Genomic DNA, 14,694 nt, shown 5'->3' with positions numbered 1-14,694 from the left:
CCGTAAAAATCATCGTCCGCAGATGCCTTTGAAATCGCAGTATTCGCAGGTGTCGAGCTGATCGGTACGTTTGAACGGCTCGTCGGGGTTTAGCATCGCCCGGACCAGTTCGCCCAGCAACTCCTCCGACTCCGCAATGTAATCGGCTACCGACTGTTCCGTACCGAACTGAACGGGGTTCGTTTTGAACCCACCCGGCACGTCGCGAAACGAATAGAATCCCGCTTCGACGGGCATCCCCACGGCCGGGTAAATGTCGCCGTCGTTGTCGCTGCGGGGCAGTCCACTCTTCTCCTGAATGGTTTTCAGGGCCAGATACCGGTATAGCCACACCTGCCGCATCTTCTCCTGCCCACCGTCGTGGAGTAGCTTCTCGCGGAGTTGGTCGGGCGAAATCCGATTTTTCAGATCGACCTTACCAGTTTTGTAGTCGACGATACGGATTATGTCGCCGAAGCGTTCAATCCGGTCGATCTTCCCGGCAATCGTCACCTCCAGCGGGTCGCGGCCTTCCCCCATCGACACGCGCAGCTTCGTTTTCAGCGTCTGCTCCGTACCGATCACCGTCAGGTTGGGCAGGCTGTTTTGCTGCCGCTGAAAATCGAGCATCAGTTGCCGGGCCATGTCGTAGAGCAGCAGGTTCATGCCCGACTCTACTACCCGCCCTTTCATGCTGTTGGCAAACTCCTCTTCGAGCAGGCTGCGGATAATTGGCTCGCTGACAGGCTGCCCCTTGAGCCGGTAATCGATATCAAGCCGTTCGAGCACCTTGTGCAACCAGTTACCGAAGTCGGCCGCGCCCATCCGCTCTTCGATGTCATCTTCCTCACTGATGTTGACGATCCGGCTAAAGTAAAAGCGCATCGAGCAACTGACGAACTGATTGAGCATCGACGGATACAGTCCCCGCTTGGAGTCGGTCAGCAACGATCGAATCCGGTCGGTAATCTCGACCGTCTTGGGTACCGTCATTACGTTGACCGCATCGACCGGCAGCCCGCTTTCGCGCCCGAACCGTACGGTTGGTTCGGTGAGCATGATACGGCTGTTGGCCGGGATCAGTTCGTGTTTGATCTGCCGGATGTAGCGGCTGGGCTCGCCCTTACTCGACCCGTAGGCGTCGGTCGATGTGGTGTGAACCAGCACGACCTCGCTTGCCCGCTGAAGCAGCCGGTAGAAGTGATACGCCATCACCGACTCCTGCTCGCGGTAGGTTGGCAGACCAATCTCCTGGGCAATGTCGAACGGGATGAGTGAGTTCATCTTCCGGGCTTTGGGCAGCGTACCTTCGTTGACCGACAGAATGATGACCCGGTCGAAGTCCAGCCCCCTCGTTTCGAGCATCCCCATCACCTGTAGGCTGCTGTCGCCCTCGCTGGTAAACGGAATGCTCGTCTGCCGGATCAGTTCGTAAAGAAACGTGCGGAAACTTTTCACCGTCACGGGCGATGCCTGCCTTTGACTAGCCTGCCGGTGGAGGGTGGTTTCGAGTTGCCGAAGCAGGGTGTGGAACAGGTACAGGTACTCGATCTCGATGGCGTCCTGACTGCTGCGGTACACCTCCCGCAACAGGTCGATCAGGTCGTAAAAAACCCCGATCACTTTATCGGGCCGACTATCGGACCAGCGCCGGAAGAGTAGATCGATCAGCGGATCGTTGTTGCTCAGCGCCAGCATATCGTCGCGGGTCAGGTATACCCGCTGGTCCTTCACGATGCTTTTGGCCATCCACTGAAACAGCGGTTCGGACGGCATCACGTCGCCATTGGGCAGTGGTTCTCCCCCCGGCCAGATGCACTGATTAATGCGCTCGTACTGCTTTACGAACGGGTGGTTCAGCACCTTAACGACGTGCCGATGGTGGAACTTGGGGATCTTCAGGTTTCGTCCGTCGCGGGCGCGAAACTCGTGTACCGTCCGCTGCATCTCGAACAGCGTATCGATGAGCGTAAACAGCAGCGAACTCCGCAGCGACAGCCCCATCGTCACGTTCAGATTCGTCACGCTCTCGTCCAGCGCGTAGAGCGTCGGTACCAGCAGCGTTTCGTCGGCCAGTATAATCGCCGTTTTGCGGGATTTCCCGTCCAGCGGCCGGGGCTGACTGGCGTCCGGCGTTTCGTGCTGCCAGTCCTGATACAGTTTACCGGCGACTTTGGTTTGCATACTGGCGTTGGGAACACCCACGACGCGCATGTTCTTTTGCGACGTCAGCAACAGCGACGGCTGGTTCAGATCGTTGTGATTGTCGCGGCTGAACAGCAGGCCGTTCTGTTTGTACTTGCGCAGAAACGTACCCGCTTCCTGCATAACATCGTCGACGTAGTAGCTGTCGGCATCCCAGAGCAGGGCGGCTTTTTCGGCCTTCGACAGTACTTCGATAATCCGTTCTTCGGCCGCACTCAGGGCGTTGAACCCCACAAACCAGAGCCGTTCATAGGCCGTATTGTCGCGGATGAGTGGACCGACATTCTCAGCCAGTCGCCGGTAGGCCATCCCCCGATAAGCCAGCCCCTGCCGATCGAGCCGCTTCTGAAGGCTGGCGTACGCTTTGTTAAGGTTATCAAACAGGGCAAAATACCGTGTCGTACCCGTCGTTTCGCTGATGGGGCCGCGCCGGGCGGCAGTTCCAGATTCCACGCTTCGAGCCGCTTAACGGCCGTCAGGTTTGAAAACAGGGCTTTGGTGTCGATGAGGTACTGATCGATGCGGTCGAAGTCGGTCAGCAGCACCGGTGCCCAGCCCACAAACTGCTCGAACTCGACGGTAGGGTCGATCTCGCGGAACACGTCGTACAGCTCAAACAGCAGACTTACCGAATCAATCTGCTGCAAGCCAGCCGCCTGGGCAATAAAATCATCGACGGCCAGCGCGTGGGGTGCCAGAAAAGGCCGGTCGGAGCACTGCGCCAGTTCGGCCAGAAACACCGATACGGCCCGGCGGGTAGGCAGTATCACCCACACGTCGCGCAGGCTGGCACCGTGGTAATCGTAAATGCGTTGAGCCGTTTGTTTAAGAAACGTCATTAAGTTGTCGTACTACCCAAACTGATTCCGGGTTCTGTAAAGATAACCATCCATCGTTTCTCCACGGGTATACTGTTCGACGAATCACGGCCCGACAGCCTACGGGTCTGGCGCTTGTTGAGGGGATCGTTTCGGGCTTCGGATGACCAGTAGCGTAATGCTGATGCCAGTAACAAAACAGTGTATAACCCCTGAGAACTGGTGAACAGGCAGGCTCTATCTGACGTCGATCCTGTACACTTTTCAGAACATATTGCTCTATGCTCAGTTATTAGCTACAAATACACCTAATTCTATCACTAAACACTACCAATCATGGGTAACTTACTTTACACCATCGCAGTCGTTCTGATCATCATCTGGCTGCTCGGTTTTCTAGGCTTCAACAGCTTCGGCCTGGGAGGAATTATCCACGTACTGCTGGTCATCGCAGTTATCGCTATTATCCTGCGATTGATACAGGGTCGTGGCGTCTGATCCTGACTCAACCAACTGATTTCACGACAAAGCCAACTCCTGACGGGGTTGGCTTTTCTTTTTCCAGCGTAGATCGATCTTAGTGCATCCGGTCGTTGCGGACGTCCAAATTGGCCATGATATCGGCTTCCACAGCCAGGAATTCTTTCCAGCGTTCGCGCACGCGCTCGGCGGGTAAGTATGTCTCAGCCAGTTCGATGAAGCTCCGGTAGTGCCCGGCTTCCGAAATCATCAGTTCGCGGTAAAATTTCCGCAGCCCTTCGTCGGCCACGTGCTCAGACAGTAGTTTGAAGCGCTCGCAGCTACGCGCTTCGATCAGGGCGTTCATGAGCAGGTTGTCCATCAGCTGCTCTTTCTGATCGCCGATAGACCGGCGCAACCGACTCCGCACCTGATTGACGTACTCATCTTTCCGCTGACGCCCCAGCGGAATACCGCGCTTACTCAACTCCTTCAGCACCCGCTGAAAATGCCCCCATTCTTCGGCCACGATGGGCGTCAGTGCGTTCACCAGTTCGACTTTGTCGGAGTATTGCACGATCAGCGAAATACAGGACGAAGCCGCTTTCTGTTCGCAGTAGGCATGATCGATCAATATATCGCCAATGTTCATTTCGGCAATATTGACCCAGCGTGGGTCGGTGGGCAGTTCCAGACCAAGCGTCGTCAGGGACATGGTTGTTTTGTGTTTAATGTTTGCGGTTCAAGGTTTAGGGTTTGCCGATACTACCGCGAAACGTTAAACCTTGAACTACAAACGTTGAACTTGCCTACTGGCCCAATTGCAGAATCAGTTCGAATTCGTCGGGGCGGACGGGCATCACCGATAGCCTCGACTGCTTGATGAGTGCCATTCGGCCCAGCAACAGATCGGCGCGGATCTGCGACAGCATCACCGGCTTGGCCAGCTTCATCACCGGCTCCAGTTCGACAACCACCCAGCGTGGGTCGTCGGGGCTGGTCGGGTCGGGGTAGGCTTCCCGCACAACGGTGGCCAGCCCTACGACGCCGGGTTTCGTTACGCTATGATAGAACAAAACCTGATCGCCGAGTTTCATAGCGCTCAGATTGTTACGGGCCTGGTAATTGCGCACACCGTCCCAGACGGCACGGCCCTGAGCCGTGAAATGGTCCCACCCGTATTTGTCGGGTTCGGACTTGACAAGCCAGAAGTTCAAGGGAAATTTTGAATTACAGACTGACAGACTGATAGAGTGGTTGAATGACTGTCTAGGGACAGGTGTGAGTCATTCAATCACTCTATCAGTCTGTCAGTCAAAATTTATCAATAGTAATCGTCGTGGTCCTGCGTGCTGCCGTACCGGTCGTTGTAGTCGTCCTCCTCGTCGGCGTATTTTGACCCCGCACCCAGTGCCTTTTTCAGGATCACCACCTGCCCCGTATGGTAGAGGTCGTGGTTGATGATACCGTGCAGCATGTCGTAATAGGTGTAATCGCGCCCCGGCACAATGTCTTCCAGAAACTCATCGTCATCCCGCTTGTCGAGTTCGTTGATGAGTTCTTCCTGACTCAGGCTCAGCTCCATTTCGAGGGCTTCCCACTCGAAATCGTCGATTTTGTCGGGCAGGGCACCGAAGTTCTTGTCGGGCGTCAGAATATCGAAGTTAGCGTCACCCTGCATCTTTTTCACGCAGAAGATACGCCAGCTCGTCATGTGAAACACCAGTTCGGCGATATTGTGCGTGTTGGGGGCAATTCGGCGGCCCGCCATATCGGGCGTTACGCCCCGGAGTGCTTCCACTACCGACGGGCCATGCCAGGCTTCTTCACTTTCGTACGTTGTATTGAGCAGATCAATAATCCGTATCAATTCATCATTAGGCACCATAGTATTCAAAAGCTGCGAAAGGGAGGTAACATACTGAACAAACGAAACCAGCGCAATCGGGTCGCCGTTGTCAGCGTAATTTTTTACTCAAGCGGTCTGTTTTCTCTCCTGCCGGTGTACTAAACGGTTTCTCAGTCGCCAGTCAGCAGCCGCTACCGGCGTTCCTTCGGCGAGGTATATACCAACAAAGGTACGGTATTGTTGGTGGTCTGCCACACTATCGCCCATTCATCGGACTGATCGGCGGGCGTCGATCGTTTGCCGCTGAGTCAAACTACGCCTGTTCAGATATAGTACAATACGCATTTCCCCGCAATATGTGGCAATCCGGAAGCAACTGACCCGGTTCGTGCAAATCGGTTCCAGACAGGCCATATTTTACCGTTAGATAGATCGAATTCCAGTAACTGTCTCGACTTTGGCACCAACCATACGTCGAAACCTACATATTTGTGGATTACACACGAAACAGTCCCGTTTGTCGCTGTCTCGCGCCAGCGAACGGCTTTAATTGGACAAAAACGTGTTGCCCTAACTCACCGAATAATTGTATGAACCATCAACTACGCGACGAAGAGCTGATACAGCAGTATCTGCACACCCGCGAAAACGACTACTTTGAAGTACTCTATAATCGGTACGCCAGCAAGGTATACCGGCGTTGCCTGTCGATAACCAAAGACGTGGCCCGGGCAGAAGATTTTACGCAGGATATTTTTCTGCGAATCTATGGTAACCTGAACAGCTTTAAGGGTCGGTCGGCGTTTTCGACGTGGCTGTATTCAGTATCGTATAACTACTGCATGGATCAGCTGCGTCATGCCAGCCGCACCCCACTCGTAGCCCTCGACGAACGACAGGAGTTTGTCTACGACGACAGAAACGAACAGGATTGCGTCGACACGCAGCTGTACTATCTAACCACGATCATGAATACCATTTCGCCCGACGAAGTGCGGATGATCCGGCTCAAATACGAAGACGGGCTTGATGTGCGGGAAATTGCCCGGCAGTTCCGGCTCAACGACAGTGCCGTCAAGATGCGGCTGAAACGCACGCGCGACAAAATTCGCCGGCTCTATCAGGCACAGCTCAGCTAGTTAAGGTTCAGCCCGATCGTTACACCCAGGTAAGGCTTATTTCGGTAAATCCAGAATCGGTTGTCCGCGCTGATCAGGTTCTCAAACCCGAGGGCCAGACCAGCCGTGAACGTTTTGTAACCGACGATGCTGGCAAGGCCATAGTTTAAACCCAGGGCCTCGTATTCGTCGGTGATGGCTCCGTTGGTCGTGAACGAGCTGACCAGTGCCGAACCGATGCTGGAGAAACCCCCGAGCCCAAAACTCAGCGACCGAATTTCGGATCGACGTTCACGCCGGAAGAACAGCGTTCGATACCCGCCCCGGTCGTAGCGCAGGCCTACATAAATACCCACGTTAGGATTTGTGTTCAACTGCCCGGGGCGGCCTTCCTGCGGAAACCGGAACTTGAACGGCACGGTGAACAGGTCGATATCGAACGACTTGAGCTGATAATTAAACCAAGGGCTTTCTTCTTTGATACGCTTCAGCACGGGGTTGTGGTGAACAAACAGTACGGCTGTTGAATCAGACTGATCGAGCGTGCCGGGATCGTTATCAGTCGGGGGCAGCGATTTGGCGATAAACTCGGCAAACAGGGTATCGTTGCGCTCGTACAAACCGGCTTTTGTAAGCTGCGTGTTTAGCTTTGACACGACCTTCCCCCGTTGGTATGTAAACAGGGTTTGCCGGGGACGGACCTGAAAAATATCGTTCAGTTCCAGGATTTCCGACCGTTGGTGAACGCTGGCGCAGGAAGTCGCAACCCAAAGAAACAATACGAACAGGGAGAGTTTTTTCATACGCTGGCAAGTTTGCCGCAAACATACAACGTCCCGGACAGGAAGTCCCCGACAGGAAGTCTTGAACTTCCTGTCGGGGACTTCCTGTCCGGGACGTTATCGTATGAGAACGCTGTACTACCGCCGTTTGCCAAAGTCGGTAACCCAGTAGTGTTTGTAGGTGCTGTTGGTGTTGTAGCCGTACCCCACGCCGACTTCCGCAAAATTGGCGCTCATAATGTTTTTGCAATGTCCCGGCGATTTGAGCCACCCGTCGACCGTAGCGCGTACCGTCGTGTAGCCAGCCGCGATGTTCTCGCCCGCTGCCCGCCAGCTATAACCCGCCCGCGTCATACGGTCCCAGGGCTGCGAGCCATCCAGGCCCGTATGGCTGAAATAATTGTTTGTCGCCATGTCGACGGCATGGGCGTCGGAAGCAGCGTTGAGCTGTGTGTTGAGGGTCAGCGCCGGAACCGCCGGGTAGGTCGTCGTACCACATTGGCAGGATTTTGACCGGGCCTGATTGATGTACGTCAGCATTTCCTGCTGTTGCGCCGAGGTAGCCGCAGCCACTTTCGCGCCCGACAGATCAGGGGTTACGGCACCGTCCGGTGTGGCACCATCCGGTGTGGCAGCATCCGTGCGCTCAGTGTAGGTCGACGATTGTACCGGCGCGGGGGTCTGAACCGTTGAATCCGACTCGGTCTGACAGGCAGTAACACCAGCCAACAGGGCAACAATGATGAAAAGGTAAGGGGTACGTTGCATAAAGCGTAAGGTGATTTGTTGATTAAACGGTATCCTATGCAGCTTAGTACGTACATGATCCTGTTTTCAACTATCAACTTTTCCCACAAACAAAATCAGCAACAGACCGAAGCCCATTGCTGAAAACTAAACCTGTATGTCGAAAACCGTACGCTTACTTCCCCACCCGCCAGTTGCTGGTTTCCACAGTAGGGCGTAGCAGGTACACATCCATAATGGCGTACGGCCGGGCGAGGTATTCGCGGATAAGCGTCCGCAGCGAATACCCATCCGGTACATCCTGCGCGGCAAACGCAACGGCTTCCATGCCTTCGTGATTACCGATGAACAGGGCGCGGGTGTTGTGGAAATTCTGCGAGATAATCGTAATCTTTTCCTGATTGAACACCTCTTTGCAGCGCACGACTGAGTCGAACGTGCGGTACCCGGCATAGTCGAGCGTCATGACCGACGCCGGAACACCCATCTTTTCCAGGGCCCGCTGCATATCGGCGGGTTCGTTGTAATACTCCGAATCGTTGTTGCCGCTCAGCACAAGGTATTTCACCTTGCCTTCTTTCCAGAGCCGGGCGGTCGCTTCCATCCGGTAGCGAAAAAACAGATTTTCCTTCCCCGACCGCACAAATTTGCTCGTTCCCAGCACCAGCCCAACGTCGTTGGCCGGTAGCTTATGGATGTCGAAATAGGTCTGCTGGCGGGTGTTGTAAACCACCCACCAGTTACTGACCAATATGAGCACCACGCCCGCAAACGACAGCACAATGATGCCTTTCACGATGCGCTTCACCACGCGCACGCCGGTACCCTCCGTGTGGGGCATATCGTCGGCATAGTCGGTGGCAAACGTGGTGTTCATGAGGAGTTTGCGGTAGTACGGGTAAAGTTAAGAAAACAACCCTAACTGAGCCGTTTCTTTCGTTTCCGGCTCTTCGGCTTCAGCCAGAACAGGGGTCTGAACAGCAGCGGGTGCTTCTTTGACCACTTTCGGTTCCAGCAGTTTAACATCCTTTACGCGGGCGAAGGGCAATTTGTTGCCTAACGCCTTCCAGCCCCGTATTTCGATGAATCCTTCCGGCTCCAGCACCATCTTCTCCACCGGCCCCCGGTCTTTGACCTGATGCACGATTTCGATGCGCGGATGGTGATCGGTGGTTACGGCCAGATTCTTCGACCCTTTCACGTCGCCGATGAAGCTGAATTTCTTATCCAGCGTCGTTGTCTCGACCTTGAACCGCTTTACGTACCACGCTTTCTGGTTGGCTTCGTAATACACCGCCGACACCACCGTTTCCGGCTCGAACCGGTTCAACGATTGAATCTCATTGGGTTCGTAGCGGTTGGTCAGGTCGAAATTGGTTAGTTCGTACTGCCCGTCTTTGTAAATCACCAGGATGCTGTCTTTGGCGTCGAACTTACCCAGTAACCGCCCCCGCTCGTCGCGGTTGAGCCGGCCCAGGTGCTCGTCGTACCAAATGTCGACCCCACCGAGCGTCGAAACGCCCCCGCTTTTCTGCGTAAGCTTCCGCACCGGGTATTTGGTCAGGATGTTGCCCTGCGCCGACCGGTTTTTGATGCCCACACTGGCAAAGTCGTAGTCGAACTGCTTGATCTTGGCCGAACTCTGCGCCGTCAGGTTTACGGTAATTACTTCCGCTTCGCCGTTTTCGTTGGCGCTGAAGTAAGTGATCTTCGACTTGGGGCTGCCCATCGTCAGGTCGTATTCCCGATCGCGGGTGACGCCCGTAATGGGGAACCGTTTGATCATTGAAATACCCGATTTCGCGTCCAGATACACGAGGTTATAGATTTTCCGTTCGTCGTTCTTTTTAAAGACCGACACGTACAGAATATCCTTACCAACGAATACCTTTTCCTGCACTTTCGTAACCACGCAGACGCCGTCGCGCCGGAACACGATTACGTCGTCGATGTCGGAGCAGTCGCTGACGTATTCGTCTTTTTTCAGCCCGTAACCGACGAAGCCGTTTTCTCGGTCGACGTACAGTTTCTGGTTGGCAGCGGCCACCACGCTCGCGGCAATGGTGTTGAAGCCCCGAATTTCGGTCTTGCGTTCGCGGCCCTTGCCATACTTCTTTTGCAGGTCTTTGAAGTACGCAATGGCGTAGCGGGTGATGTTGGCGAGGTTATCTTCGACTTCGGCCAGTTCCTGCTCCAGCTTCCGCATCAACTCCTCGGCTTTGAAGCCGTCGTACTTCGAAATCCGCTTGATCTTGATCTCGGTCAGCCGGATCAGGTCGTCCTCCACGATTTCGCGGTAGAACTGTTTCTTGAACGGTTTGAGGGCTTTATCGATCGTTTGCAGTACGGCCTCGAAGGTTTCGCACTCTTCGATTTTGCGGTAGATGCGGTTTTCGATAAAGATCTTTTCCAGCGAACTGTACAGCAGCCGCTCCATCAGCTCACCCCGGCGAATCTCCAGCTCACGCTGCAACAGGTTTACGGTCTGATGGGTGTTGACCTTCAGAATGTCGCTGACACTGACGAAGTGGGGCTTGTCGCCGATGATAACGCAGGCATTGGGCGAAATACTGACCTCGCAGTCGGTGAAGGCATACAGCGCGTCAATCGTGACGTCAGGCGAAACACCGGGTTGCAGGTGAACCAGAATCTCGACGTCGCGGGCCGTATTATCAACCACAGCGGCCACGTTACGACTCGGTGCCTTAATACGGATTTTGCCCAGCTCGGCCGCTTTTACGATCGAATCAATCAGTTGTGAAGTCGTTACGCCGTACGGGACGTCGCGGATCGCCAGTGTCTTTTTGTCAACCTCTTCAATACGGGCCCGAACGCGCACTTTACCGCCCCGGTGCCCATCGTTGTAATTGCTGACATCAATGAGGCCGCCCGTCTGGAAGTCGGGAAACAACTGCACCGGTTTGTCTTTCAGCACCTGAATCGACGCGTCGATCAGCTCGTTGAAGTTATGGGGCAGCACTTTGGTCGACAGGCCCACGGCGATGCCTTCCACCCCCTGCGCCAGCAGCAGCGGAAACTTCACCGGCAGCGTTACCGGCTCGCGCTTACGGCCGTCGTAGGTTAACTGCCACTCGGTGGTTTTCTCATTGTAAACCGTGTCGTGGGCAAACTTCGACAGCCGCACTTCGATATAACGCGGAGCCGCTGCTCCATCGCCCGTACGCACGTCGCCCCAACTGCCCTGCGTGTCGAAGAGCAGTTCTTTCTGCCCGATATTGACCAGGGCTTCGCCAATTGATGCGTCGCCGTGGGGGTGGTATTGCATCGTCTGCCCGATCACGTTGGCCACCTTGTTGAAGCGACCGTCGTCCATCTCGCGCAGCGCGTGCAGAATGCGTCGCTGAACGGGCTTGAGGCCGTCTTCCACGGCTGGTACCGCCCGTTCCAGAATTACGTACGACGCGTAATCGAGGAAGTAGTTTTCGTACAGACCCGACACGACCGTCTGGTCGTGCAGCACCTGGGTTTCGGTAGTCGAGTCAGCCGACTGCCCATCGGGTTCGGTGACCGGGGGTAGCTCAGCATCGGCGGGCGTGGGATCACCGGGCTGTTCGGCCGACTCGTCCATCGGGTCCAGATTTTCTTCGTCTATCATGAATGATTACACAAACTTGCTATGAATATCGAGCGGCAAAAGCCACCGAAATGGCCACCGTTCGACTCCCTAAATATACGAAGAAAAGTTAAAAAAACCCGCCCTATTCGCTACAAAGCCTGAAAGCATCACCACTTACGCTCAATACCCGCGTCCCAGCTCAACCGCGTTTTCGAGGGCTTGCCCCGCCCGGAAGCGGTTCAGATTTCGCAGCAACTGCGCCACTTTACCGCCGTCTTCGTTGGGTAATCCACCACCGGTATGCTGGGTCAGCAGCACAGTCGGCATCGTCCAGAGCGGACTGTCGGTGGGTAGCGGTTCGGTCTCGGTCACGTCGAGTACGGCCCCGCCCAGCTTACCCGTTTGTAGGGCATCGATCAGGGCTGGTTCGTCGGTGGTGCTCCCCCGCCCGACGTTGGCATAGACGCAGGTCGGCGACATGGCCGCAATGACGGCGGCTGAGACAAAGCCCCGCGCCGTACCGGGCAGGCAGTTGATGACCAGGTCGGTTTCGGGTAGTTCAGTGATCAGTTCGTCGGCCGAGTGCAGATCGGCTTGCGGATCGGTACGGGCCAGCATCCGAACGGAGCAGTCGAAGCCTCCCAGCATCTGCTTTACCGCCATTCCGATGGTGCCGGTACCAAGCACCACGACCCGCTTACCACGTAACACCTGCATCTGTTCGCGCAGGGGTGCACCAATCCATTCGCTGCGACTTTGCAGCACGGCCAGTTCGGGAATGCGTCGGTACAGACCCAGAATACCGGCGATCATCGTTTCGGCGCAGGGCCACGCGAAGTAATCGCCCATGTTGGCCACCTGCGCCGAGGTTTTTACCCCGCTGAATTTATCGAACCCGGCCGAGTCGATCTGCCAGAACGCCAGCCTGGCCGGCCCATTGTCGAACCAGTCAGATGGCGGGTTGCCCAGTAGCGCATCGGCCTGCTGGAACGCTGCCTGCTGTTCAGATTCGGGCAAATCCTGCCGAAAAACCAGCGCCACATCGTTGGGTGTGTGCAGTTGTAACTGCGTTTTTACAGGCTCAGAAAGGGTCGGATAAATGAAAAGGTCCATGATGAAGGGGTAGCTGGTTTGTCGTTCGTAATTATCAATAGTAACCGAAGATTAAGCGGATTGGCTTGCAGCAGCGGTGATTTACTGGTTGCGGATGCGTGTAGCGCGCCCACCCGGACCTGGACCCGCCACGCTACTTCATCTCAAAGGCACAAACACCAACCGCCCAGCTTCAGGGAAACGGGTTTGGGCGATGGGATTGCCGTAGCGTCGGTAGAACCCTGCCAGTTGTTCGGGTGTTAGCAGGTCGGGGTAGAGGTTGATACCGGCGAAGTGATTCTCCCGTAAAAAGCTATCTAGAAACTGCCAGTCGGTATCAGTGAAGACGTGACCGGGCGCAAGCAGACGGGGCCAGTTGTCGCGCAGGAAGGGCTGAATCTGATCAGGGTGTAACCGCCCGAAGTACTGCCCAACCCCTTTCTTATCGTAGAACCGCCGGAAGGTAAACACGGCGTTTTGCCGCACGTAGTACGGGCATAGTCCTTCCTTCTTCCCAACCCCGTCGGCCCCGACGGTGCAGAACGGAAAATCGAGCACGGCCACACCGGGTTGTTGCCGGATAACGGCGCAATAACGCAGCACATCGGCCGATACGACCGGCGTCGGCACGAATTCACGGAGTCGATAGGCGGTGTACCACTCAGCCCCCAGCAGACCCAGCACCGCTATACCGATTACCGCCCCCACCCGATGCCGGGGCCACCGCACCGACAGGGCCAGCAGACCGAACAATACCGGATAGACCAGACTGGCGCGGCCACCGTGCCGATTGTACGTAAACCACGGAAACAGTTTCAACGTCGGTAGAAGCACCGGGTGATAGAGCAGGCACAGTACCAGCATCGACCCGATGGGTAGCCACAGGGCCACCCGCCGACGAATTTGCCACCAACCCAATCCCGCCAGTACCACTAACCCCAACCCCGGACTACCCTGCCCGAAGCTTTCGTAGATGTCGTGGATCCAGCGCGAATAGTCATGGTCGAAGGTGTGCAGGCCGGGCAGATACGGAATCAGCAGCCGCACCGGACTAGACCAGAGCGGAGCCAGCGGCACCTCCGCGAAATCGAAGCCCCACGCGCCAAACGCGATCTGAATTGTCAGCGGCAGATACAGCCAAAGGCTCAGTAGAATCAGCCCGATCATTAGCCAGCCCGACGCACCGGGTTTGAATCCGGCGATAATTCCTGCCCAACCCGTTTGTTGATACCAACGCCACAACGCCCACCCCAGCACGGGCAGCGTCAATGTCGTAAACGTCAGCGCGTAACCCGCGACGTAGGCCAATTCCTGCCCCAGCACCTGCACGTGTAGCCATACCCAGACCAGCACAAACGATAGCGTGAGCGGTCGGCGGTCGAGCACGTCGCGCAGTAGCCGGTAGGTTGCCACCATGCACAGCACCGTCCAGTGGTCGATGCAGACGTTCATGTGCACCGGAAATTTCCAGACCGCGTAGACGTTGAACACCGACACGGCCAACCCAAACAAGGCACTTTTCGCGAAGCCGTACCAGGGTCGCAGCAGCGCGCAGCTCCCAACGGCGGTCAGCACCAGCGTGTAAACGTAGTAGTATTGCAGGTACGGCCCGGCGGGACCAAACAGCCGGTAACAGATGGCGTACCAGTAGTCACGCTCGAAGCCCCAGTCGAGAAAAATCTGGTTGATGCCGTAGGGGTAAAACGTCTGGTTGTTCAGCAGATGAAGCATCGGCCAGGGCCAGAGCGTCAGGTTGCTGGCAAACACATAACCTACGTACTCAAACTGATCGGTGTCGGTACCGTCGGAGAGCGGGTGGCTAAAATCGCCGACGATACCCACCGCCAATAAGCCCGTCAGCACCGCCAGCCCCGCATAGGCCAGCCACAGCCGATAGCTGGTTTGCTGGTGCGGTACGATTGGCGCGACGGCGAGGTTAGACATAGATTTTTGGACAGGATTACAGGATTCGCAGGATTTGTGGAATTTTATGTAAGTCATCCATTACCGTGGTGTCATGTCTGGAACGCCAGCCCGGCGATGAATGAATCAAATAAAATCCTGTCAA

Annotated in this window: 13 protein-coding genes; 2 read left to right on the top strand and 11 right to left on the bottom strand. The window is 55.8% G+C overall.

The window, feature by feature from the left end; all coding sequences use genetic code 11:
- Positions 1-9: 9 nt before the first annotated feature.
- A complete protein-coding gene (locus HH216_RS26020) occupies positions 10-864 on the bottom strand; it encodes a RecB family exonuclease (protein ID WP_254448837.1) in 855 nt (284 codons plus the stop codon).
- Between the two features lie 1,535 nt (positions 865-2,399).
- Positions 2,400-3,023, bottom strand: a complete 624-nt coding sequence (locus HH216_RS26015; protein WP_254448445.1) for a hypothetical protein — start codon at positions 3,021-3,023, stop codon at positions 2,400-2,402.
- 315 nt (positions 3,024-3,338) lie between these two features.
- Between HH216_RS26015 and HH216_RS15775 the strand changes: the two genes are divergently transcribed.
- Complete coding sequence (locus tag HH216_RS15775) at positions 3,339-3,500, top strand: lmo0937 family membrane protein (RefSeq protein WP_169551681.1); 162 nt, start codon at positions 3,339-3,341, stop codon at positions 3,498-3,500.
- A 79-nt stretch (positions 3,501-3,579) separates the two neighbouring features.
- Here HH216_RS15775 and miaE read toward each other — a convergent pair whose 3' ends face one another.
- The 3 genes from miaE to HH216_RS15760 form a co-directional block, all read right to left on the bottom strand.
- Positions 3,580-4,176 carry a tRNA-(ms[2]io[6]A)-hydroxylase gene (gene miaE / locus HH216_RS15770; RefSeq protein ID WP_169551680.1) on the bottom strand — a complete coding sequence of 199 codons (597 nt, stop codon included), beginning with the start codon at positions 4,174-4,176 and terminating at the stop codon, positions 3,580-3,582.
- Positions 4,177-4,270: 94 nt separating this feature from the next.
- Positions 4,271-4,678, bottom strand: a complete 408-nt coding sequence (locus tag HH216_RS15765; RefSeq protein ID WP_169551679.1) for an EVE domain-containing protein — start codon at positions 4,676-4,678, stop codon at positions 4,271-4,273.
- A 107-nt stretch (positions 4,679-4,785) separates the two neighbouring features.
- Entirely contained in the window at positions 4,786-5,349 is a 564-nt protein-coding gene (locus tag HH216_RS15760) for a DinB family protein (RefSeq protein WP_169551678.1), read from the bottom strand.
- Between the two features lie 551 nt (positions 5,350-5,900).
- On the opposite strand from HH216_RS15760, the gene HH216_RS15755 reads away from it, so the two are divergent.
- A complete protein-coding gene (locus HH216_RS15755) occupies positions 5,901-6,449 on the top strand; it encodes an RNA polymerase sigma factor (RefSeq protein WP_169551677.1) in 549 nt (182 codons plus the stop codon).
- On the opposite strand, the gene HH216_RS15750 is transcribed toward HH216_RS15755, so the two are convergent.
- The 6 genes from HH216_RS15750 to HH216_RS15725 form a co-directional block, all read right to left on the bottom strand.
- Positions 6,446-7,231 (bottom strand): hypothetical protein, encoded by a 786-nt coding sequence (locus tag HH216_RS15750; RefSeq protein ID WP_169551676.1) that lies wholly within the window; start codon positions 7,229-7,231, stop codon positions 6,446-6,448. The two genes, HH216_RS15755 and HH216_RS15750, sit on opposite strands and share 4 nt — an antisense overlap.
- Positions 7,232-7,348: 117 nt before the next feature.
- Positions 7,349-7,978 carry a CAP domain-containing protein gene (locus HH216_RS15745; RefSeq protein WP_169551675.1) on the bottom strand — a complete coding sequence of 210 codons (630 nt, stop codon included), beginning with the start codon at positions 7,976-7,978 and terminating at the stop codon, positions 7,349-7,351.
- 154 nt (positions 7,979-8,132) lie between these two features.
- Positions 8,133-8,834 carry a SanA/YdcF family protein gene (locus HH216_RS15740; protein ID WP_174842717.1) on the bottom strand — a complete coding sequence of 234 codons (702 nt, stop codon included), beginning with the start codon at positions 8,832-8,834 and terminating at the stop codon, positions 8,133-8,135.
- Between the two features lie 27 nt (positions 8,835-8,861).
- Entirely contained in the window at positions 8,862-11,573 is a 2,712-nt protein-coding gene (locus HH216_RS15735; protein WP_169551674.1) for a DNA gyrase/topoisomerase IV subunit A, read from the bottom strand.
- A 141-nt stretch (positions 11,574-11,714) separates the two neighbouring features.
- The gene (locus tag HH216_RS15730; protein WP_169551673.1) at positions 11,715-12,647 is read right to left on the bottom strand and encodes a D-2-hydroxyacid dehydrogenase; all 933 of its coding nucleotides are present in this window, start codon (positions 12,645-12,647) and stop codon (positions 11,715-11,717) included.
- 138 nt (positions 12,648-12,785) lie between these two features.
- Positions 12,786-14,570: a hypothetical protein gene (locus HH216_RS15725; RefSeq protein ID WP_254448444.1), complete on the bottom strand. Its 1,785-nt coding sequence runs from the start codon at positions 14,568-14,570 to the stop codon at positions 12,786-12,788.
- Positions 14,571-14,694 lie beyond the last annotated feature (124 nt).

The organism is Spirosoma rhododendri (assembly GCF_012849055.1).
Classification (GTDB): domain Bacteria; phylum Bacteroidota; class Bacteroidia; order Cytophagales; family Spirosomataceae; genus Spirosoma; species Spirosoma rhododendri.
Note: the sequence above shows the minus strand (reverse complement) of the source record. Positions and strands in the feature narration are given on the sequence as shown.

What these genes read in the sequence shown, in the direction of transcription:
- HH216_RS26020 (WP_254448837.1), bottom strand. Translation starts at nt 864, where the DNA reads ATGCGCTTTTACTTTAGCCGGATCGTCAACATCAGTGAGGAAGATGAC.
- HH216_RS26015 (WP_254448445.1), bottom strand. Translation starts at nt 3,023, where the DNA reads ATGACGTTTCTTAAACAAACGGCTCAACGCATTTACGATTACCACGGT.
- HH216_RS15775 (WP_169551681.1), top strand. Translation starts at nt 3,339, where the DNA reads ATGGGTAACTTACTTTACACCATCGCAGTCGTTCTGATCATCATCTGG.
- miaE (WP_169551680.1), bottom strand. Translation starts at nt 4,176, where the DNA reads ATGTCCCTGACGACGCTTGGTCTGGAACTGCCCACCGACCCACGCTGG.
- HH216_RS15760 (WP_169551678.1), bottom strand. Translation starts at nt 5,349, where the DNA reads ATGGTGCCTAATGATGAATTGATACGGATTATTGATCTGCTCAATACA.
- HH216_RS15755 (WP_169551677.1), top strand. Translation starts at nt 5,901, where the DNA reads ATGAACCATCAACTACGCGACGAAGAGCTGATACAGCAGTATCTGCAC.
- HH216_RS15750 (WP_169551676.1), bottom strand. Translation starts at nt 7,231, where the DNA reads ATGAAAAAACTCTCCCTGTTCGTATTGTTTCTTTGGGTTGCGACTTCC.
- HH216_RS15745 (WP_169551675.1), bottom strand. Translation starts at nt 7,978, where the DNA reads ATGCAACGTACCCCTTACCTTTTCATCATTGTTGCCCTGTTGGCTGGT.
- HH216_RS15740 (WP_174842717.1), bottom strand. Translation starts at nt 8,834, where the DNA reads ATGAACACCACGTTTGCCACCGACTATGCCGACGATATGCCCCACACG.
- HH216_RS15735 (WP_169551674.1), bottom strand. Translation starts at nt 11,573, where the DNA reads ATGATAGACGAAGAAAATCTGGACCCGATGGACGAGTCGGCCGAACAG.
- HH216_RS15730 (WP_169551673.1), bottom strand. Translation starts at nt 12,647, where the DNA reads ATGGACCTTTTCATTTATCCGACCCTTTCTGAGCCTGTAAAAACGCAG.
- HH216_RS15725 (WP_254448444.1), bottom strand. Translation starts at nt 14,570, where the DNA reads ATGTCTAACCTCGCCGTCGCGCCAATCGTACCGCACCAGCAAACCAGC.